This is a genomic window from Sphingomonas sp. CFBP 13603, assembly GCF_014892665.1.
GTDB lineage: Bacteria > Pseudomonadota > Alphaproteobacteria > Sphingomonadales > Sphingomonadaceae > Sphingomonas.
The window spans coordinates 65,485-86,856 of sequence record NZ_JADBIA010000006.1 but is presented as its reverse complement, the minus strand read 5'-3'; the positions used below and the strand labels follow the sequence as shown (position 1 = coordinate 86,856).

The 21,372-nt window shown below is 63.2% G+C and carries 15 protein-coding genes; 9 read left to right on the top strand and 6 right to left on the bottom strand.

The features are described 5' to 3' along the window. Positions 1-63: 63 nt before the first annotated feature. From IFR23_RS11320 to IFR23_RS11310, 3 genes are read left to right on the top strand one after another with little or no spacing between them, the layout of a single operon-like run. Entirely contained in the window at positions 64-2,340 is a 2,277-nt protein-coding gene (locus IFR23_RS11320; protein WP_192975998.1) for a TonB-dependent receptor, read from the top strand. Continuing rightward, a complete protein-coding gene (locus IFR23_RS11315; protein WP_192975997.1) occupies positions 2,340-2,897 on the top strand; it encodes a hypothetical protein in 558 nt (185 codons plus the stop codon). Before IFR23_RS11320 ends, IFR23_RS11315 begins: the two co-directional genes overlap by 1 nt. Beyond that, positions 2,894-4,402 (top strand): PepSY-associated TM helix domain-containing protein, encoded by a 1,509-nt coding sequence (locus tag IFR23_RS11310; protein ID WP_192975996.1) that lies wholly within the window; start codon positions 2,894-2,896, stop codon positions 4,400-4,402. Before IFR23_RS11315 ends, IFR23_RS11310 begins: the two co-directional genes overlap by 4 nt. A 222-nt stretch (positions 4,403-4,624) precedes the next feature. On the opposite strand, the gene IFR23_RS11305 is transcribed toward IFR23_RS11310, so the two are convergent. From IFR23_RS11305 to IFR23_RS11285, 5 genes are all read right to left on the bottom strand, one after another. Continuing rightward, the gene (locus IFR23_RS11305) at positions 4,625-6,133 is read right to left on the bottom strand and encodes a tryptophan halogenase family protein (protein WP_192975995.1); all 1,509 of its coding nucleotides are present in this window, start codon (positions 6,131-6,133) and stop codon (positions 4,625-4,627) included. Then, positions 6,130-7,164 carry a cupin-like domain-containing protein gene (locus tag IFR23_RS11300; RefSeq protein ID WP_192975994.1) on the bottom strand — a complete coding sequence of 345 codons (1,035 nt, stop codon included), beginning with the start codon at positions 7,162-7,164 and terminating at the stop codon, positions 6,130-6,132. Before IFR23_RS11300 ends, IFR23_RS11305 begins: the two co-directional genes overlap by 4 nt. Then, positions 7,157-7,861, bottom strand: a complete 705-nt coding sequence (locus tag IFR23_RS11295; RefSeq protein WP_192975993.1) for a SapC family protein — start codon at positions 7,859-7,861, stop codon at positions 7,157-7,159. The genes IFR23_RS11300 and IFR23_RS11295 overlap by 8 nt, the downstream gene beginning before the upstream one ends. Before the next feature lie 55 nt (positions 7,862-7,916). After that, positions 7,917-11,189: a TonB-dependent receptor gene (locus IFR23_RS11290; RefSeq protein ID WP_192975992.1), complete on the bottom strand. Its 3,273-nt coding sequence runs from the start codon at positions 11,187-11,189 to the stop codon at positions 7,917-7,919. A 137-nt stretch (positions 11,190-11,326) separates the two neighbouring features. After that, positions 11,327-13,597, bottom strand: a complete 2,271-nt coding sequence (locus tag IFR23_RS11285; RefSeq protein ID WP_192976118.1) for a beta-glucosidase family protein — start codon at positions 13,595-13,597, stop codon at positions 11,327-11,329. Positions 13,598-13,782: 185 nt separating this feature from the next. Here IFR23_RS11285 and IFR23_RS11280 point away from each other — a divergent pair, with 185 nt between their 5' ends. The 6 genes from IFR23_RS11280 (at position 13,783) to IFR23_RS11255 (ending at position 20,365) form a co-directional block, all read left to right on the top strand. Continuing rightward, positions 13,783-15,021: an MFS transporter gene (locus IFR23_RS11280; protein WP_342344940.1), complete on the top strand. Its 1,239-nt coding sequence runs from the start codon at positions 13,783-13,785 to the stop codon at positions 15,019-15,021. A gap of 7 nt (positions 15,022-15,028) precedes the next feature. Next, positions 15,029-16,048 carry a LacI family DNA-binding transcriptional regulator gene (locus IFR23_RS11275; RefSeq protein ID WP_342344939.1) on the top strand — a complete coding sequence of 340 codons (1,020 nt, stop codon included), beginning with the start codon at positions 15,029-15,031 and terminating at the stop codon, positions 16,046-16,048. A 768-nt stretch (positions 16,049-16,816) separates the two neighbouring features. Then, entirely contained in the window at positions 16,817-17,398 is a 582-nt protein-coding gene (locus IFR23_RS11270) for an SRPBCC family protein (RefSeq protein ID WP_192976115.1), read from the top strand. Continuing rightward, positions 17,398-18,576: a zinc-dependent alcohol dehydrogenase gene (locus IFR23_RS11265; RefSeq protein ID WP_192975991.1), complete on the top strand. Its 1,179-nt coding sequence runs from the start codon at positions 17,398-17,400 to the stop codon at positions 18,574-18,576. The genes IFR23_RS11270 and IFR23_RS11265 overlap by 1 nt, the downstream gene beginning before the upstream one ends. 14 nt (positions 18,577-18,590) lie before the next feature. Continuing rightward, the gene (locus IFR23_RS11260) at positions 18,591-19,376 is read left to right on the top strand and encodes an SDR family NAD(P)-dependent oxidoreductase (RefSeq protein ID WP_192975990.1); all 786 of its coding nucleotides are present in this window, start codon (positions 18,591-18,593) and stop codon (positions 19,374-19,376) included. Positions 19,377-19,474: 98 nt separating this feature from the next. Then, positions 19,475-20,365, top strand: coding sequence for an SDR family oxidoreductase (locus tag IFR23_RS11255; RefSeq protein ID WP_244655618.1), 891 nt, complete (start codon positions 19,475-19,477; stop codon positions 20,363-20,365). A gap of 192 nt (positions 20,366-20,557) precedes the next feature. Here IFR23_RS11255 and IFR23_RS11250 read toward each other — a convergent pair whose 3' ends face one another. Next, complete coding sequence (locus IFR23_RS11250; RefSeq protein WP_192975988.1) at positions 20,558-21,361, bottom strand: hypothetical protein; 804 nt, start codon at positions 21,359-21,361, stop codon at positions 20,558-20,560. Positions 21,362-21,372 lie beyond the last annotated feature (11 nt).

Below are 21,372 nucleotides of genomic sequence, written 5' to 3'. Positions count from 1 at the left end.
GAACGATAATGCGATTGACTCGCGTTAGCCCCTCCGTCAAGTGCGTCGATCGTGGGGGACACAATGCGTATTATTCATATCTCGGCGCTCGCGTGCGCAATATGTTGGGCGAGTTCCGCGAGCGCTCAGCAGGCAACGGACGAGCCGCAAGGCGACGACATCATTGTCACCGGTGAAAAGTCGAACCGCACGTTGCAGGATACGCCGACCAGCGTAGCGGTCACAACGCCGGAGCGGATCCGGCAGGAAAATATACTGACGATCCAGGATATCTACAGCCGCACTGCCAACGTCGCAGAGACGTATGGCGCGGCGGGATTTACCATCCGCGGGATCAGCAACCAGGGGGTCGGCGCCGGAGGCAGTGCTGATACCGCGACCGTGTATGTCGACGGAGCGCCGATCCCGCGCGAGGCGCTGTTCGGTGGCCCTACAGATTTATGGGACGTGGCGCAGGTCGAGATCCTGCGCGGCCCGCAATCGACGATCCAGGGGCTCAACGCGCTCGCCGGGGCGATCGTGGTGAAGACCCGCGACGCCTCGACCACCGACTACAGCGCCGATGCGCGCCTGCTATGGAGCGAGTTCAACGACCGCACCTTCTCGGCCGCAGTCGGCGGCCCGCTGGTGAAGGACGAACTCGGCGTGCGCATCTCGGCGGAGCGCCGCAACGATCGCGGGCTGATCCGCAACGTCACCCGCGGCGGCTATGACGATGCGCTAGAATCTCTGAACTTACGCGGCAAACTCAAATGGACGCCGCACGCACTGCCTGGGCTGGACGTTCAGGCAAGCTACAATCGCGTCCGGCGCGATGGCGGCTACCTCTACGAATACAGCCGCACCGACGTGCCCGATTTCTACAACAATCGCGTCTCGACCGGCGACGCGCCAAGCCGCGGGCATATCAAGACCGACATCGCCGTACTCAACGCCGGCTACGAGATCACGCCTCGGCTTCGGCTCTCCAGCATCACCTCGTTCAACAAGACTCATACCCGCGCGGTGATCGATACCGACGGGACGGCGGCAGACCTGCAGGTGGTCGATAACACCAACGACTTCCGCACGTGGACGCAGGAACTGCGGCTCAATTACGAAGGCGACCGGTTGAGCGGCGTGCTTGGCGCCTGGGCCTACAGCCGCTCCGGCGGACTTGTCGCGGCGAACCGGCTCAACATCAACACGCCGACGGGCACGATCGCTGCACTGTTGCAGGGCGGTGGTTTCCCTGCAGCCGCCGCGACGCAGATCGCCAACCTCTACACCGTGGCGCTGCCGGTCATCCCGGTGGCGTATGCTGCGGATTTTCCACAGCGCGTGCGCACAGCCGCGTTGTTCGGGGATGCGCGCTACAAGCTGACCGACCGGCTCTCGCTGATTGGCGGCTTCCGCTACGATCACGAGACCAACCGCTATACTGCGGAGACGGTAGCGACCTTCACCGGCACTCTGCCCAGCCCCACCGCGTTCGGCGCACCGGGAACTCCGCTGTTCCTCGCCGTCTCTGCGGTCAATCAAGGCGTGCTTGGTCTGGTGGGCAACGCCAATTCGGCGCGGGCGAGCAATGCACGCAGCTTCGATGCCTTCCTGCCCAAGGCAGGGCTCAACATGGCATGGACACGCGATGTCAGCACCGCCTTCACCGTGCAGCGCGCCTACCGCTCGGGCGGATCGAGCCAAAACCCGGCGCGCGCGCTGCTGGTGGCGTATGACCCCGAATATAGTTGGAACTACGAAGGCTCGCTGCGATCGCGCTGGCTTGATGGCAAGCTGACACTGAATGCCAACGTCTTCTACATCGACTGGAAGAATCAGCAGACGAACGCCTTTTTCGGCCTGAACGAATTCGACTACAATACCGTCAATGCGGGCAAGTCGCACCTCTACGGGTTTGAGGTGGAGGCGCAGGGGCAGATCAGCCGCGCGGTCGACGCCTATGTGTCCGTTGGCCATGTCCGTACCAAATTCGACGATTTCACGCTGCCGAACGGTTCGACCAGCGCTGTCGACCTTGCCGGATCGGAATTTCCCTATGCCGCGCACTGGACGATCGCGGGCGGCGTGAACACGCGCGTGGGGCCTGTCGTCGGCAACCTGAACGCCAATTACCGCGGGCCGGTGTTCAGCGATGTCGGCGTGACGCAGGTGCAGGGGCGATTGTCCGGGCGTACAGTCGTCAATGCGCGACTGGGCTGGGAGATGGATCACGTCACGATCTTCGCCTTCGCGCGCAACCTGCTGAACGAAGACTACAAGCAGTATGATTTCGCCAGCAGCAGCCGTGCGATCCTCGGCGATCCGCAAACGTTCGGCGGCGGTGTGGAGGTGCATTTCTGATGTTGGCAGTGGCGCTCGCCAGCATGGCGGGCGGCGCCGGTGGCGCTGTGTTGCTGCGCCATGCGTGGGCAGATCGCACGCGCGAGCGCCCTGTGCTGGTTGCGGCCGGATGGGTGACGCTGCTCGCGACCGTCTTGCTCGCCGCGTGGAGCATCGGGCCGGTAAAGGGTATAGCGGTGGGGGTTGCAGCGATCGGCATCGGTGCGCTTGGCGTCGTCGTACAGGGCCGCGTGCGACGTGCGGCGCGGGCATCGCGCGACAGCTTGGCACCGGAGCCGCTGGAGGGGCCGTCGCGCGCGTGGCGCGGGTGGATGAAGTTCCTGCTCGCCGGTCCGCTTGGCATGACCGCGGCAATGGGCGTCGCCTTTTGCTACGCCGCCTGGGCGCCGGGTGATCCACGGACACAGATCATCATCGGGGGCCTCCTGATGCCCGTCGCCTGGGCGCTGGCGATGACGTGGACGCTGGCCGACCAGCGTCTGCTGCGCGCACTGGGGGTGCTGGTGGGAACGACGGTCGTCGGCTTCGCCCTGGCGGCAATGCGAGGCCTCGCATGACCATGTCGAAGGTGAAGAACCGCTGGCCGCTGTCGCCTGCAACGGTGCGCGCGGTACTCAGCGGGCACGGTATCCTCGGACTCGCCTTTGCGGCGGTGATCTATCTTGTGTGCCTGTCGGGTACGCTGACGGTGTTCGTCCACGATCTGGAACGCTGGGAGCAGCCGGCCACGCCAGTCGTGTCCCGGATCGACGATACGGCGATGATGCGTGCGCTCGACACAGCGCGCGCGCAAGTACCGATGGGCACGACGCTCTACGCCTCGCTGCCGTCGGCTGACGAACCCGGCGCCGGGATCACCGCGTATTCACCCAAATTCGAGCGTGAATGGTCGATCGATGCGCAGGGCGCACTGCTCGAAAAGGCTACCGCGTTTTCCGAATTTGTCTTGAACCTCCACATCGCGCTGCACCTGCCGCGTAATTGGGGCGAGTTCATCGTCGGGTTGGCCGGCGTGGCACTGTTGTCTTCCTTGGTGTCCGGGATCCTTGCGCATCCGCGTGTACTCAAGGACGCCTTCCACCTGCGCCGCGGCGGCTCGCGCCGGTTGCAGGAGGCCGACCTGCACAACCGGCTGGGCATATGGGCACTTCCGTTCCATGTCGTCATCGCGCTGACCGGAGCACTGCTGGGGCTCAGCACCCTGATCGTCGGGGTGCTGGCCATGCTGCTGTACCGTGGCGATACGGCGAAAGTGTACGGCCTCTTCATCGACGCGCCGCCCGCCGTGAACGCCTCGCCCGCGCTACTGCCGCCGCTCGCTGCCCTGCTCGCCGAGGCGCGACGCCGTGCACCCGGGGCGGCGCCGCATCAATTGATCATCGAGAACGCCGGTCGCGCCGATGCACGGATCACGGTCACCTCCGAACGCCTACGGCTACTCGTCCCGCAAGACACCACGAGCTTCGACGCGGCGGGCCGCGTGCTGAAGGATCGGCACCCCCGCGATCTGGCCGCGGGGACAAAGATCCTGGGCGGTGTCGGTCAGCTGCATTTCGGCTGGTATGGCGGGCTACCGGTGCGGATCATCTATGGTCTACTCGGCCTTGCACTGTGCGTGCTCACGTCGAGCGGCGTGACCATCTGGCTTTCCCGCCGCCGCGACCGGGGCCGCGCGGTGCCGCAATGGGAACGGTTGTGGGCGTCGGTCGCCTGGGGGCAACCGCTCGCGTTCGCGCTGGCCGCGCTCGTAACGATCGCCGTGCCAACTGGCGGGGCGGCATTATGGACCTGGCTCGTCGCAACCGTGGTTCTGTTGTCAGGGTCCGGGGCGCTGCGCTTTCCAGCGACTGCGATCGCGCACGGCTTACGTCTCGCGCTGGCAGTAGCAATGATCACACTAGGCGCATGCCATCTTACGGCTTATTTCGTCACGCCGGCCAGCTTGGGAGTAGACATCCTTCTGCTGATCGGCGGCAGTGTAATTTTCCTGTCGGGCAAATATAGCCGCGCTTCTGCAATTGTGGCTAAACGCGTCGGCCAACGTGCAATCGTAAGTAAATGACCCACTTCCGGACATTCCGGTGTCCATTTTCGCTCTCCAACTTGGGACGCTCGTTCATCTTGAGAGAGGGTGCGGCGCCGCCTTTTGAAACTGGAGCGCGGATGGCTGATAGAAATCAGTGACCTGTGGATAGGAACACTCTTTCTAGAGAACACCTTCTCCTCACATTAAGGTATTTCCCTCATTTGACATATCCGTCCTAACAAGCGGCTACGTAATGCATCAGCCGTCAGCCGGGCAATACCGGGCTAGGAAGTCGCAATGTCGCGGTAGCAGCCGCACCGTACTTGCTATTCCTCTGGAAAGATCTTCGAAGGAGGTTCGCAACTCCTGTACCTTGATGATGCTGGCGATGCGATGATGCGCGCGGGGCACGACGCCTTGCCCAAGCATGACTGAGACCCAGGAATCGATCCTGAACAGGTCGTCCTGTCCCTGCCAGGCGCCAGCGCTCTTCGTGAAAAGTGCGATCCGCTCAGCAAGGCTGTCAGGAATAGTCATGCGCGCGCACTCCCGCCAGAACGCCGAATCGTCGCGTTGGGTGACGTGGTAATGGAGGATGATGAGGTCGCGTACATGCTCCCACTCGTGTCGCGATTGCGCGTTAAAGCGCGAGGCCAGTGCACCGTGATCGTCGCCACGGAATGGGAACAGCTGGATTAGGCGAATCACCGCATTCATGATCAGATGGATGCTGGTCGACTCAAGGGGCTCGATGAAGCCCGCTGCCAGGCCCAGCGCGATACAATTCCGGTTCCAAGCCAGGCGTCGCATTCCCGAACGGAAGCGCAGCGGTCGCGGCTCGAACAGCGGGCGGCCATCCAAAGCACCGATCAACGTTTCGTGCGCCTCGTCGTCACTCATGTGCGCGCTGGAATAGACGAGACCGTTGCCCGTCCGCGTCTGCAGCGGGATCTGCCAGCGCCAGCCGGCACCGTGTGCAATCGCACGCGTGTACGGCACGGGGGGCCCGACCGTCTCCGTCTGCACGGCGAGCGCCCGGTCGGTCGTGAGCCATTCCGACCAGTCCTCGAATCCAGTCTCAAGCGTGCCTTCGGTCAGCAGTGCGCGGAAGCCGGTGCAATCGACGAACAGGTCGCCAGCGATCCGCTCGCCTGAGGCGAGGACGAGCGCGGCAATATCGCCCCCCTCGCCGTCACGCTCGACCCGCTCGACCCGCTCGATGCATCCCTCGACGCGGCGGACGCCCCAGGGTTCGGCCAGCATGCGCAGGAACCGCGCATAGGCGGTCGCGTCGAGGTGATAGGCATAGGCCAGCGAATGCTGCTCGTCGTGACCGAAGAGGCCAGCGCCGGCTGCCTGCTGTTCGAGCGAATAGTCGCCGTACGCCCCACCGAACCCGCGTGCGCGTGCCTCCAGCCAGAAATGCTGGAAGTCGGCGATCGCCACCGACCTGCCGACGCTGCCGAACGGATGGAAATATCGGTCTCCGACCTGGCGCCAATTCTCGAATGCGATGCCCAGCTTGAAGGTCGCCTGCGTGGCACGCATGAACGCCGCTTCGTCGATGCCGAGAAAGGCGTGAAAGCTGCGCGCTGTCGGAATGGTGGACTCGCCGACGCCGACGGTGCCGATCTCGTCCGATTCGACGAGTGTCACATCGACTAGCGATCCCAGTTGCCGCACGATCGCTGCGGCGGCGATCCATCCGGCCGTGCCACCGCCGGCGACCACGACGCGGGTACGTGGAGGTTCAGACGTATCATTCATCGGTTCAGCCTGTGCAGCAGGTAAGCGCGCAACTGGCGTGCAGCATGCTCGTCAAGCGGCGCAAGCGGTCCGCGTGCCGGTGGCGGCAGATGCGCCGCAACCGCCTCCGCATCGCCGAACACGTAATGATCGAACATCACGCGCCACGCGCGCTTCTCCTGCGCTGGCCGGTCACGCAGACTGAGCAGCGCGTGTAGTAGCGTATCCATCGGCGTGTCCATGAAGGCGGGCGCCGCGTTCCACCAATAGTTCACCAGCACGTTGAAGTCGTCGAGCGCCTCAACATGGTGCCACCACAAAGCCGGGTAGACGAGGACGTCGCCGGCCTCCAGATCCGCCACCGATCCGGCGGCGACAGCGGCAGCGAAGCGTGGATAGGCATCGAGATCCGGCGCGGCGAAATCGACCATGCTCACCACCTGCCCCCCGGGAGTCGGCGAGAGCGGGCCGGGATAGAGGTTGGCGACCTGATCCGGTGGGAACAGCGTGAAGCGTCGCCGTCCGACTGCGCAGATAGCCGCGTTGTTCGACATGTCGTGGTGTGCGGACGCGACCGTGCGGTTGCCAATCCAGATGCTGGCGAGCGGCGGGTGGCGATCGAAGACGTCACCGTGCGGCACCAGATCGTTCTCGGCGCGGAAGCCGGGGAGATAGGTGTCGAGATCGGTGGAGCCGATATAATAAGCGGGTGCCCCGGCGTCGCCAAGATGACCGAGCACATGATTGAGGAATTCGCCCAGAGCGATCCGCTTTGCGGCGAAGTTCATCGCAGTCGCAGTCTCGTCATAATGGAAGCGTCCCCTGATCGCGGGATCGCCGACATAGCCGGTGACGGGACGGCCAGCGTCGAACCGGCGCAGATAGGCGGCAGCCTCTTGCGGCGACCTGCGTCCGGCCTGGACCAGCGGCCAGTCGGCGGCGAGCCCGCGCAGGATCACCGGCTCTTCTGTCGCTATCAATGCCTCCAGATCGAGGACACCGGAGTGATCGATCTCGCGTACGCGTCGCGATACGTGCAATTTCTCAGCCATGGAGCTCTTTCCGCAGCTTCCGATCGATCAGGTGTCGAAGGTTGCCGAGCGAAGAGGCGATCCAAAAGGCCGGACGCAAGAAGTCGTCGCGGTGGAGCCGTGCCAGGGTATCGCCGTCGAGCGCTGCAAGCCGCCCCGCATTGATGGTGAACCGTTCAGGAATATCGTACCGCCGCCCATCGGTAAGATCGAGGTGCAGCGTTGCGGGTTCGAGCAGACCGGCCACCTCAAACGCCTCGAACATCGCCTTTTCGGTCTCCAGACCGACATAGATTCGCTGCAGCATCGCCGAGACGTGATCGAGCAACGGCGCGTTCCCGCCTAGGTCGCGGAACACCGGCTCGCCGTTGTCGACGATGCGCGGATGGCTCGGGTCGACGTGGATCATCGGCTCGCCATTGGCATCCACGCCGATCGAGAAGGGACCGCGCGCCCGTGCCGCCGGCACGTACCGCGCGTCCCACCGCTCGCCGTCGAGAAACAGGTTCTCGTCCGGATCGAGCCCTAAAAGAACAGTCGCGAAGAGGGCGCCGTGCTCGTCGCGCCGCAACAGGATCGCATAGTCGCGCTGCAGTTCCTCGAACTCGGCTGGGAAGACGCGCGTCTGGTTGATTGCATCGCCGTAGCGCGCGTGATGACCGACCGCGACACGCAGGTCGCGGTGGTCGATGTTGTTGAGAAGTATCGAGGACGCCATGAGATGATCCTAGACGAGGAAGGCCGCTGTCGTCAGCGGCCTTCTCGCCGCTTGGTCAGAAGCGGTATCGCGCTCCGACCAGATACCGGGCGGACCCTTCCGACAGGTACCAGATGTTGCTCTTGTCGCGGCCGTAGGAGCGCACGCCCTCCTCGGTGATGTTGATCGCTTCGAACCCGAGTGCAAAACGCGAGGTGAGGTCGAAGTTCACCGACAGGTCGAGCTGACCATAGGGAGCGGTGAACACCGGATTACGATCGCCGCCGCGGTTGATGCCGCTCAGGAACTTGTCGCGCCAGTTGTACGACATGCGCGCCGAGATACCGTTCTTGTCGTAGATCAGCGTGGCGTTGGCGGTATCAGACAGACCGACCAGTGCGAACGTGTTGACGCTCGGATCAGCCGCGATGTCGATGCCGATGTTCCCGCGTACGAGCGTGTAGCTAGCTGCCACGCCGAAGCCCGTATCCCCGAGGAAATACTGCCCGGCGAGTTCGACGCCGTAGATGTGCGCGTCCTGGTTGTTGATGGGCGTATTCACCGCGAAGTTGAACAGCGGATCCTGCCCATTGGCGGTGATATCGTACTGGCCGAGGATCTGATCGACGAACCCCTGGTTCAACGCGCGGCTCTGCGTGTTGTAGTTTTCCGCGAACTGGGCGTTCGTCGTCGCGACGTTGCCCGCATTCTGCTGCAGCAGCGCCGTGTAGGTGAACAGGTTCACGTCGGTGATGTCGGCGTTGAACGTACCGGCGAGCTGCTCCCGCGCGGTACCCGAACGCGTCCCGGCGGTGCCCGAGGTGGGATCGCGCAGACCGAACAGATTGCGGTTGACCACCGTCTGGCCGATGAAGTTGTGGACCTTCTTGTTGAAGAAGCCCGCCGACAAGAACACGTCCTTGCGCGGATACCATTCGAGCGAGACGTCGATGTTGTCCGACGACAGCGGATCGAGATCGGTGTTGTGCGCAGTGCCGGTGGCAATGCCACCGATCGCCGTCGGGCGGCCGGGACCGGCGACGTTGGTCGAGGCGAACAGGTCGCCATAGCCTGCACGCGAGATCGTCTTGCTGTACGAGGCGCGGGCGAAGAGGTTGTCGACGACCTCGAACTTGGCATCCACCGACGGCAGCCAGTTGCTGTAACCGCCACGCGACGACAGCGTCTGCCGATCAGCGGTGTTCAACACGAAGAAGTCGTTGTCGGCAGTCCACACGACCGCAGTCGGCACCGGCTGGAGCGAAACCGCTCGTACCTTGGTGTTCTCGTACCGAACGCCGGCAACCAGCTGCGCGTTGTGATCGAACAGCTTGCCGTTCCAGGATCCCTGGACATAGCCCGACCAGATGTTCTCGCGGACGCGGTTGTCGTCGTTCGCGTCGATGTTGTCGGCGTGGTTCACACCGTCGTTCGTCACGCCGAGATAATAGTCGTGCAGCGTGTTGTAGAGCTTCGTCGCGTCCTGCGTGCGGAATGCCACCAGGGTGTTGGCGTCCGGATTCCCATCGTTGTGCTCGAACTTGCACACGTTGCAGAACTGGAAGACCTGACCGGGCGCGAGACGCGCGATGTCGGGCGGCAACGAATTGCCCCAGTCACCCAGGACCTGGCGCGTGTTATACTGCGTCTGACGCGTATTCGTGGTGCGGTAGTCAGCACCAGCGTCGAGGCGGAGCTGATCGTTCAGTGCCCATCCCGCGTCCGCGCGAAGTTCCTTGACCCGCTGCGTCTGGTTGGATGCGAACTGACGCTGCACAGCGCTCGACAGGTCGCCGAGATCGATCACGCCGTTGCCGTTGCCCTTGATGAAGGACTGGCCGGTCGGCGTCGTGCTGGCCGAACCGTCATTGATCGCGATCGTCTGCTGCGGGAAGCCATTCTTGCCGAGTGTAAGCGAATGTGCGGCGACGACCGGCGCGTTGAAGGCGACTGTGGTCGAAGTTTGACCATTGGGATTGTCAGGCGAGCTGTCCGCGCGACCGATGTGGCCGTCGATAGCGAGCGAGAAGCGGTCGGTCGGCTTCCATTCGATGTTGCCGCCAAAGTCGTACAGCTTGTTCTTCTGCGCACGATACGCCTGCTCGAACGCCTCGTCCTTCACGCCGTTGATCGTTTCGGACAGGAAGCTCGTCGTCGCGATGCCGTTGCTGGCGTCGTCGAACGTGACCACGCCGAACGGGCGGTTGAACCAGTTCGACTGGGTCGAGCGACGTTCCGACTGGCGCAACTGCGCATAGAGGCCATCTGCAGTGAAGGTCAGCGTGTCAGTCGGACGGAATTGGATGACGCCCGACCCGTTGATGCGCTCGCGGCTCGCCTCGGAGAAGTGATAGCGCGAGTCGTTCGGCACGGAGACCAGCACGTTGCCGTTGGTCGGACGGTTATTGATCACCGTCTGACCGTTGACGAAGCCGTTGCCGGGATTGAGGAAGTCGGTCAGCGACCGGATGTTCCAGTTGTCCGGCGCGACGCTGGAGAAGCTGAAGTTGCGCTTCTGGTAGCTGCCGAACAGCGACACGCCGAAGCGCTGGTTGGGATCGCTCCAGCTGGCGGTACCCGAGACTTCGGGCGTCACGCGCGCGCCGCAGTCGAAACAGTCTGATGAGCTGTTGTCGTAGCTGCCCTTGACGCCGAGCGAGCCCAGCAGACCCGTGTCCTTGGAATCAAGCGGACGACGGCTGACGACGTTCACGGCCGCGCCGATGCCACCAGAGGGTATAGCAGCACGGCCGGTCTTGTAGACCTCCAGCGTCTTTACGCCTTCGGAAGCGAGGTTGGAGAAGTCGAACGAACGACCGAAGCCGCCCGCGCCGTCGCCGCCCTGATCACCGCCCACCGCGACGATGTTCGATGTCGCGAGCTGACGGCCGTTGAGCGTGACGAGATTGTACTGCGCGCCGAAGCCGCGAACCGTGACGGTCGAGCCTTCCCCATTACGGCGATCGATCGACACGCCCGTAATGCGCTGCAGCGATTCCGCGAGATTGGTGTTGGCGAACTTGCCAATGTCCTCGGCGCTGATCGCATCGACGACGCCGAACGAGTCGCGCTTGATCGCGATCGACCGCTCGAGCGAGGCGCGAACGCCGGTCACGACGATCTCGTCGCCTGGCGCCTGGTCGGGCATCGCGTTGGTCGCGGTCGCACCGGTCTCAACCTGCGGAACGCCTGGCGACGTATCGGCTTGTGGCGTGCCCTGTTGAGCCTGAACGGACGGCGTCTGATCTGGAGCGGCCTGCGCATTCGCCAAGCCGGGCATCGTTAGCCCCGCCACCAGCGCGAACACCGACGTCGAACGCGCGAACGCCGACGGAATAGATCCCCTCATACTCATCCTCCCTGACCGGCATGTCCCTACCGGTATATGATTCTGGCGGTGTAACCCCGCATCACTCAACCGTGCTGCCGTCCGACATCGATGTCAATCAGAGCGTGACATCGACGTCCAGCAGGCGCGGATTTGTTTCAAGGTGTGTCAAAAGCAGCACGGGCCGACGCTAGGCGCCGGTCAGTCAGGATGACCGTCCCTGCGCCGATCGTCGTCTGAGCGTCCGTTGCGAGTTTGAGCGCATACGCGCCGCCCTTTAAGCGCCAGCCGGAGGTCTCCCACCGTGCCAACGCGCGTGGATCGGCTGTGATCGTCACGTTCCTGGTCTCGCCGGCCGCCAGCGTTTGACGTGACCAGCCGACCAACCGAGGCGCGCCACCGTCCGGCGACGTCGCGTAGAGTTGAGGTACGGCGGTGCCGGTACGTGCGGTCTGATTGGTGACAGCGAACGTTACGCTGGCATTGGTCCCGCCCGAAAACCGTGGGTTGCTGATCTTCGTGTTGGCGTAGCTCAGCCCGAAGCCGAAGGGGAACAGCGGTGTGTCCTTGCGTGAGGCATACCAACGATACCCGACGTTCGCCCCCTCCTGATAGGTGACGGGATAGGCCGGAAGCAGGCTGGCATCTCCGGCACCGGCATTGGCAGAGGCGTCGTTGCTGGTCGCGCCGGTCGGCGAAGTCACGGGCCGAGGGCGAGGGAGTTGCTCGATGTTCCGCGGGAAGCTGATCGGCAGCCGGCCCGACGCATCGACCTCGCCGAACAACACGCGCGCGATCGCCTCACCGCCACGCTGGCCCGGATACCAGGCTTCGACGATCGCCGGCACCCGCGTAGCCCATGGCATGAGTACAGGTCCACCGGTCTCCAGCACGACGATGGTACGTCGATTGGCGGCGGCGACTGCGTCGATCACCGCATCCTGATTATCGGGGAGCGACAAGGAGGGCGCATCCTGTGCTTCGGTCTGCCAATGCGTTGCAAACACGATCGCGAGGTCGGCGGCGCGGGCCGCCTTGGCAGCGGCGACCGGGTCGGCGCCGTCGACGAACGTCACCTGCGCGTTCGGCGCCAGAGCCCTGATGGCCCGCAGCGGCGATGACGAGTGATAGGTTATCCGGGCGAACGAGGCTGCCGCGCCACTTTTGAGCGGGATCTCGATCGGCACGCCGCCGACGGAGCGAACCTGGGACGAGCCGCCGCCGGACAGCACGCCGACGTCAGCATGACCGCCGATGACCACGATCGATCGTACCGTCTTGGCAAGCGGCAAAAGACCATTCTCATTCTTGAGCAAAACGATACCTGCCTCGGCAGTGCGCTGTGCGATCTCGGCGTTGGCGGCATAGTCGATCGGCTGTGCGGATTTGGGCGTGGGATTTTCGTAGAGACCGCTGGCGATGACCCCGGTCAGGATGTGGCGCACCATGTCGTCGAGCCGCGCCGTCGAGACCCGCCCGGCAGCGACAGCGTTCGCAAGCGGCGTGCCGAAATAGACCTTGGCATCCAGTTCCTGGCCTGACTCCTGGTCGAGCCCTGCGTTGGCCGCCTTCTCCGTGGAATGTACGGCACCCCAGTCGGACATGACGAACCCGGGATATCTCCATTCCCTGCGCAGGACGTCGGTCAACAGGAACTTGTTCTCGCAAGCATAGTCGCCGTCGATGCGATTGTACGCGCACATCACCGAGCCCGGCTTCCCATCCACAATCGCGATCTCGAACGCCAGCAGGTCGCTTTCCCGTAGTGCCGTCGGATCGATCCGCGCGTCGAGAACGGCTCGCCCGGTCTCTTGGCTGTTCAGGACGAAATGCTTGATCGTCGAGACGATATGGTTCGACTGGACGCCCCGGATCGACGCCGCGCCCATGACGCCTGTCAGCAGCGGATCTTCGCCGAGATACTCGAAGTTCCGCCCGTTCCAGGCATCACGCGTCAGGTTCACGCCGCCCGCAAGCAACACGTTGAAGGTCTTCGCCCGCGCTTCGCTGCCAATCATCGCGCCACCGGCATAGGCGATGGCGGGATCGAAACTCGCGGCAGTGGCAAGGCTTGCGGGAAGCGCAGTGGCCACATCGCCCTTGCGCTGCTCGACCTGATTGGCAACGCCCAGCGACGCATCGCTCTCACGCAACGTCGGTATACCCAGACGGGGGACTCCGGGCACGTAACCGGCGGACGGAATCATGTCGGATGTCATCGGCTTCGCCATCGGCGGAAATATGCCGTGCACGTACAGCAGCTTTTCGGCCCTGGTCATCGCCCTTACCAGAGCGTCAGCCCGGTCCGCCGCGGTTCTCGTCGTGTCACGCCAGATTTCCGACGTCCTTGCGCCCGTTCCGCCAGCCACCTTGGGAGCTGATTCTTTTGCAGACCCCACCCCTGGCAGAGCCTGCGCCGAAAGTGCCATTGGCGCGACGCTCAGCAGCGCGCAGGCGATGCGCGGAAATCCCGTGCTCATCGTAGATATCCTCCCATGCCGCATTTTCCCGAGCGGCTTGGCAGCGTGATCGCCAACTCCGACATCGATGTCAATGCGAAGCACGATGCCGTCGTCATACATTGCGCAGCAGCCCCGCCTTGCTAGGATGAGGCGTGAACACCAGCAGCATGCCCCTTGCGCCCACTACCGGCGAACAGCGCGCGACACTGCTGTTCCAGCTTTGTATCGGCGTCTATTTCCTCGGCGGATTCCTCAACTCGCTTGTCGGATTGCTGGTGCCCCGGTTGCGGATGATCGAAGGCCTGAACCACACGCGCTCGCTGCTGGTGCAGTTCGCGTTCCATTCAAGCTATCTCCTCTTCGCAGTGCCGATCACCGTGCTGGTGGTGAAGTTCGGCTACATGCGAAGCATCGCGGCGGGGCTGGTCGTCATCGCGCTGGGTTGCGGCCTGCTGGCTGCCTCGCTTGGGTCGCTTGGGTACATGACCGTTCTACTCGCGCTCCTCGCGATTGCCGGCGGCGTCACCTTCCTGCAGATCGCCGCCAACATAGTCGTCCCGGTTGTCGAACCGGCGCGCAGCGCCGTCTCGCGACTGACCTTGCTGCAAGGCTTCAACTCGCTTGGTACCGTACTGGCGTCCCTGGCAGGATCCGCGCTGCTGCTCGGGACGGGTCGGCAACGATTTGGTGAACTGGCAGACCACATACGGGTCTTTCTGCCATTCCTTGCGGTCGCGCTGGTAGCACTTGTGCTTGCCTCAGCCTTCATCTGCCAACGCGATCTGCTGCGCGCGTCCTCAGCGCCGCGTCGCGTCCCGCTTTCGGGCATCGTCGGCGTGTTGTCGAACCGGCGCTTGCTGGCAGGTGGCGGCGCGATGTTCGCCTATGTCGGCGCCGAGGTTACGATCGGCACGCTACTCGTAGAATATCTGGCGATGCCCGACATTCTGAACGTCTCGCCGGTCGCGGCGGGGCAACTTGTAGGTCTGTACTGGACCGGTGCGCTGGTCGGCCGACTGGTAGGCGCCCGCTACCTCACCCGCTATGGTGCGCCGACGATGCTGCTCGGCTGCGCGATCGCCGCCGTCGCGCTCGTGGCGGCGGCGATCGGCCTGCACGGGCCCGTGGCTGCCACGGCGCTGCTTGCAGTCGGGCTGTGCAACGCGATCATGTATCCGACGATCTTCGCGCTTTCGCTGCCCGACGATCATTCCACCGCGACCTATGCCTCGATGCTGTTGTGCATGGTAGTCGTCGGGGGCGCCGTCATCCCGTTGCTGACCGGCGTTGTCGCGGACGCGGTCGGCTTGAGGATGTCATTCATGCTCCCTGGCATCTGCTACACGTTCATCGCGGCGTTCGCGTGGTGGCGGCATCGCACATGGGATTGATAACACGATGATGCCGCCGGTAACCATCAAGGATGTTGCGAGCGCTGCAGGCGTGTCGCCCAAGACCGTTTCGCGGGTGATGAATGCGGAGGCACATGTTCGGCCAGCGGTGCGGGACCATGTGCTGAGTGTCGTCGCGGAACTGGGTTATCGCCCGAACGCCTACGCCCGCAGCCTGTCGAGTTCGCGGTCCTACCTCATCGGATTGTTCTTCGACGATCCGGCATCGGGGTACGCTGCAGAGGTCCAACTGGGCGCAATGGCCCGCTGCCGCCATCACGGCTATCATCTCGTCGTCGAAAGGATCGACCGCGACGGGCCCGAGACGCTCGACGAGGTATCAAGAACGTTGCAGGCCTTGCAGCTCGCCGGGGTCATTCTAACCCCGCCGATCTGCGACTGGTCCGATCTCACCGACCTGCTCGATTCCCGCGGCATCCCGGTCGTGAAACTGAATTCATCACGAACCGGCTCATCGGCCGCGGTGATTCACATCGACGACTACCAGGCCGCGCGCGATATGACCGATCACCTTATCACGCTGGGGCATCGCGACATTGCGTTCGTTCAGGGGATCGTATCGCACGATGCGGCTGGCAAACGACTGGCGGGCTTTTGCGACGCGATGCGTTGCGCGGGGATCGGCATCAGGGAAGCTTGGGTTCAAGCCGGCGACTTCAGCTTCAGGTCGGGTATGGCGGCCGGCGACGCGATTCTGTCGACCAACGATCGTCCCAGCGCCGTGTTCGCCGCCAACGACGAGATGGCTCTGGGTGTTCTGGTCAGCGCCGCGCGCAGGAACATTGCCGTACCCGGGGCCCTGTCCGTCGTGGGCTTCGACGATGCGCCTATTTCTCGCATGGCGTGGCCTCAACTGACGACCATTCGTCAACCCAATGCCCTTCTTGCAAGTGTGGCCATCGATATCCTGGCCGACCCCTTGTATCAACAGGTCGGCGACCGGCCCGCACGATCGATTCAGGTACCATATACTTTTATCGGGCGTTCAAGTTCGGGGGCGGCTTAACGTACGAAACCAGGCCAGCCGAAAGCAGCTCCAATATTTAGGTGCTTGGCACCGGCGACCAACCTTATGGTTACAGTGTGTCGCTCATGAGCCATGATCTGAAGCATCAAGACCCACAAGCAGACGCTCACGCCTCTTCCCCCGCTCTCCAACTTGGGACGCTGGTTCATCTGTGCAAATAACCGATTTTCAAGCCCGGCTATTTGCTCGCGAATGTCGTGATGCGAGAGGAAAATCGTCGTCCCGATAAAGAAGCTAGAGGATGCCCACTGCACCATCGGCCCAGATCGCCAAGGCCGCTATTATCACTCCGCAAACGAGAGCCATTCGTAAGACCGACTGGTCAACGAACCGAACAATCACCTTAATCGCACAGCCGAAAACGGCGAAAATGGCGGCAGCCGCAATGAAATCGGCACCTGTCCAACGCACCTCGTCGGTGAACAACATCGCGATGGCCGGAAGGAGGAGTAAGACCCCAAGGGAAGCCCAAAGGGCCGGACGCCAGCGTACGAGATTAGCTGCTCGAGAACTGGCCGATACAGTCACAGACACCCTCCATCGACGCTACTTTCACATGCGCCTTGAATGTCTGCAAGCGCTCATGAATTGACGTTACCGCCCCCCTCTCGCGCTTCTAATCTTCAGTCACCGGACAGTGCGAGCAAAATCGTCATCTTGGCTGGAGCCCATTTTAATCATGGCGCGTTAACCGGGCACGCAGGCGAAATCGCCATAGACGATTGCTCCAGGACAGGATTAACCGACATGACCGACAATAAAATCGTGCATGGCGACGATGCACCGCCGACGACGTGGAAAAAAGGTGATGCTGTCGCGGAGGCGGCTATTCCCGAGGAGAAGGGCAGCTTAATTGTCGCACGCGCCGTAACGATCAATCGACCGATTGGTGAAGTGTTCGCGTATTTCCGTGACTTCTCAAACCTGCCGACATTCATGGAGAACGTCGAACGGATCGACATTCTGACCGACACCCTGTCGCATTGGGTGGTGAAGGCTCCCGCTGGCAAGACGGTCGAATGGGACGCAATCGTCACCGAAGATTTAAAAGATCGCGCCATCTCATGGACATCAGAGCCCGGCGCCGATGTCGCGAACAGCGGCCGGGTCGAGTTTCGCGATGCCGGCGCTCGCGGCACCGTCGTCACCGCGACGATCGCCTATGATCCGCCCGCGGGTGTCGTCGGCAAGTTGATCGCCAAGATGTTCCAGCGCGAGCCCGCGATCCAGGCACGGCGCGACCTGCGTCGCTTCAAGCAATTGATGGAAACCGGCGAGATCGCGACCGCAGCGATGAACCGTAAGCAACGCGAAGAGGAGATGGCCTGATGCGCGCCTTGGCATGGCACGGTAAGCACGACGTCCGCGTCGACACCGTCGACGACCCCGAGATCGTAAATCCCCGCGACTGCATCATCAAGGTCACCGCGACTGCGATCTGCGGCTCTGACCTGCATCTGTACGACGGCTATATCCCGACGATGCAGGCGGGCGACATTCTCGGTCACGAATTCATGGGCGAAGTCGTCGAGGTCGGTGCGAAGTCCACGCTGAGGAAGGGGCAGAAGGTCGTCGTCCCGTTCACGATCGCGTGCGGCAGCTGTTATCACTGCGGTAAGCACCAGTATTCGGCTTGCGACAACGGCCTGCCCGCCGACAATCAGGACATCGCGCAGGAGCTCTATGGTCAGCCGATGGCCGGCCTGTTCGGCTACAGCCACATGACCGGCGGCTATGCGGGCGGCCAGGCGGAATATGTCCGCGTACCGTTCAGCGACGTTGGCCCGATCGTGATCCCCGACGGCGTCGAGGATGAGAAGGTGCTGTTCCTCTCGGACATCCTGCCGACCGGCTGGATGGCAGCGGAGAATGCGCAGATCGAGCCCGGCGATACGGTCGCGGTGTGGGGTTGCGGTCCGGTCGGGCTGTTTGCGGTGCAGTCGGCGTTCCTGATGGGTGCCGAGCGCGTCATCGCGATCGACCATTTCCCGCATCGTCTTGAGTTGGCGAAGAAGTTCGGCGCGGAGACGCTCAATTACGAGGAAAGCGCGGTCTACGAGGCGCTGATGGTGATGACCGGTGGGATCGGTCCCGATGCAGTGATCGACAGCGTCGGCCTGGAGGCACACGGCTTCTTCGTCGACAACGTGCTCGACCAGATCAAGGCGTCGACCTTCCTCGGCACCGATCGCGCGCATTCGATCCGCCAGGCGATCATCGCCTGTCGCAAGGGCGGGCGCGTGTCGATGCCGGCGGTCTATGGCGGGTTCATCGACAAGTTCCCGCTCGGTGCGCTGATGGAGAAGGGGCTGACGCTCAAGACAGGCCAGACGCACGTCCAGCATTACATGCCCGCGCTGCTCAACGCGATCATGGAGGGCAAGATCGACACGACCTTCCTGATCTCGCGCCGCATGGATCTGGAGGATGCCCCCAAGGGCTACGACATGTTCAAGAACAACCAAAACGAAGTGACCAAGGTCGTGCTCAAGCCCGGCTTTAACTGAGAGGATCTGAGATCATGGCCGATAAATTCGCAATCATCACCGGTGCCTCGACGGGTATCGGTTTCGAACTCGCCACGCTCGCCGCAAAGGACGGTTACGACATCCTCGTCGTCGCCAACGAAGCGCTGATCCACTCCGCCGCAGCCGACTTCAAGCAGATCGGCACCGACGTCACTGCGGTCGAGGAGGATCTCTCGACGATCGAGGGCGTCGATGCGCTGCTCGCCGCGACCAACGGGCGGAAAGTCGATGTGCTGTGCGCAAATGCCGGCCACGGCCTCGGCCACGGCTTTCTCGACCAGAAGCTCGACGACTGGCGCAACGTGATCGACACCAACATCACGGGCACGCTGTACCTCGTTCAGAGGGTGTTGCCGGCGATGGTCGCACGCAACGACGGCAAAGTCCTCGTGACGGGGTCGGTTGCCGGTTACATTCCCGGCGCGTTCCAGGCGGTCTACAACGGCTCGAAGGCGTTTATCGACAGCTTTACCGAAGCACTGCGGAACGAGATCAAGGACGCAGACGGCGTCACGCTGACGACGCTGATGCCGGGGCCGGTTGACACCGAATTCTTCGACCGCGCCGACATGAACGACACGTCCGTGGGTGCAAATCCTAACAAGCGTGATCCCGCCGATGTGGCCAAGGACGGCTGGGATGCGCTGATGAGCGGCAAGGCGTCGGTCTTCTCGGGTTGGATGACCAAGGTTCAGGGCGTTATCGCCAACGTCGTCCCCGGCTCGGTACTTGCTGAACAGCATCGCAAGATGGCCGAGCCGGGCAGTGCCAAGGCATGAGCGGGTCCGATCATGTGAGCAGGCGCGGTGTCGTCGGCGGTGCGGCGATCGGCCTTGCGGCCGCCGCCGCCCCTGCGTTTGCTCAAGGAGCTGGTACCATGTCAGATACGCCGCTGACCGATCCGACAACCCAATATCCGAAGCCCCCATTTGCGCGCCAGTCTCAGCCGTTTCCCGGGCTTGCGAGCAAGATGATGCCACGCCCCGATCACGGTGAAACCAGCTATAAAGGATCGGGCCGGCTCAAGGGACGGAGGGCGCTGATCACTGGAGGGGACTCCGGTATGGGCCGCGCGGCGGCAATTGCGTTCGCGCGTGAGGGCGCAGATGTCGCGATCGCGTACCTTCCTGTGGAAGAACCGGACGCGCGCGAAGTGGTCGCGCTTATCCAGCAGGCGGGGCGCAAGGCTGTTGCCATACCCGGTGATCTGCGGGACCGCGCCTACTGCCTGAAGCTCGTCGATACCGCGGTGAAACAGCTCGGCGGTCTCGACATCCTCGTCAACAACGCCAGCCGGCAACAGCAGAAACAGTCGTTGCTCGATATCACCGACGAGGATTTCGATGCGACGATGAAGACCAACCTGTACGGCATGTTCTACGTCACGAAGGCGGCGTTGCCGCATCTAAAACCCGGCTCTGCCATCATTCAGACGACGTCGGAGCAGGCCTACGATCCGTCGAAGGACCTGGTCGATTACGCGATGACCAAGGCGGCAATGATGAACTTCACGAAGTCGCTAGCCAAACAGCTCGGGCCGAAGGGTATCCGCGTCAATGGTGTGGCACCAGGGCCGATCTGGACGCCACTCCAAGTCTCGGGCGGCGCGACGATGGGAAAGCTTCAGCAGTTCGGCGGCAATACCCCCCTCGGGCGGCCCGGACAGCCTGCTGAACTCGGCTCTATCTACGTCCAGCTCGCCGCCTCAGACGCTAGCTATGCCAACGGTCAAATCTATGGGGCCGCGGGCGGTAGCGGTCAGCCATAAAGGTAGCGCGTGCAAGTTCACCATCTTGCACGCGCATCATACAAACCATTCGCGGACGTTCGTAAGACGACCCATACCCCGCCATTCGAGTGCTCTTCCCCGCTTCTCAACTTCAGACACTCATTCATGTCCTAGGCGAGGTAGTGCCGCAGGCAGTCCTCTGACTGCTCAGCGAAGCCCTAGTCCGTTGCATTACAAGGCGATCCCCGGGCCGAGGATCGCAACAAACGCTACCGTCCCGACGATAGCAGCCACGCGCAGCAGCCAACTTGGCGAAAGTGTGGTCGCCGATGCGGCAGCCGTTGGCTTAACAAACCGTCCCATGCTCAACAGCCCGGCATTACCGCCGAGGGCGACCCCAATCGACGCGCCGATCGTAGACCGCCAATCACTACCCGCCGCCAGCGCCGCAGCCAGCGAGATCACCCCTGTCGTCATCCACACAATGACCGCACACCGCCGTGCCTGCGCCGCCACACCTTCACCGTTAAGCACGCGCGACAGCATTCCCGCAGCGAGGCGGACGACGGCATAGTAACCGGCGATGCCGACGACCGCGAGCGCAACACGCACGAGACCAGGATCGGTCACCCCCGCCATCACTCCGCGCCCGTTCCAATCACCGATGCCGAAGACTGCGGAGAAGACGAGATAGCCGAAGGTGGTCAATCCGTTGAGTGCGAACACGATCCAACCGGCGAGCCGCCCCCTCAGCGAGCCGCTTCCTCGCCAGACGAGCCAGCCAAGCGCGGCGAGGATGACGTTGACCGCGGTTCCAGCGGCTGCGACGATCCGCCCGCCCCACAGCGGCATGGCTTCTTGGTTGCAGCCGAAGTGGAAGGTGCTCCAGTTCGTTGGATCGCCCCCCATTGCAGTGCAGGCGAGGCCGTGCCCCATCCCCTCGTGCAGCGTGGCCGCCGCGACCCACGCCAGCGCCGCCAATGCGACGACGTCTGCGAGTGGCGCGCGCGGATCGGTAGACGACCGCGGCGTCATGCCCGCACCGA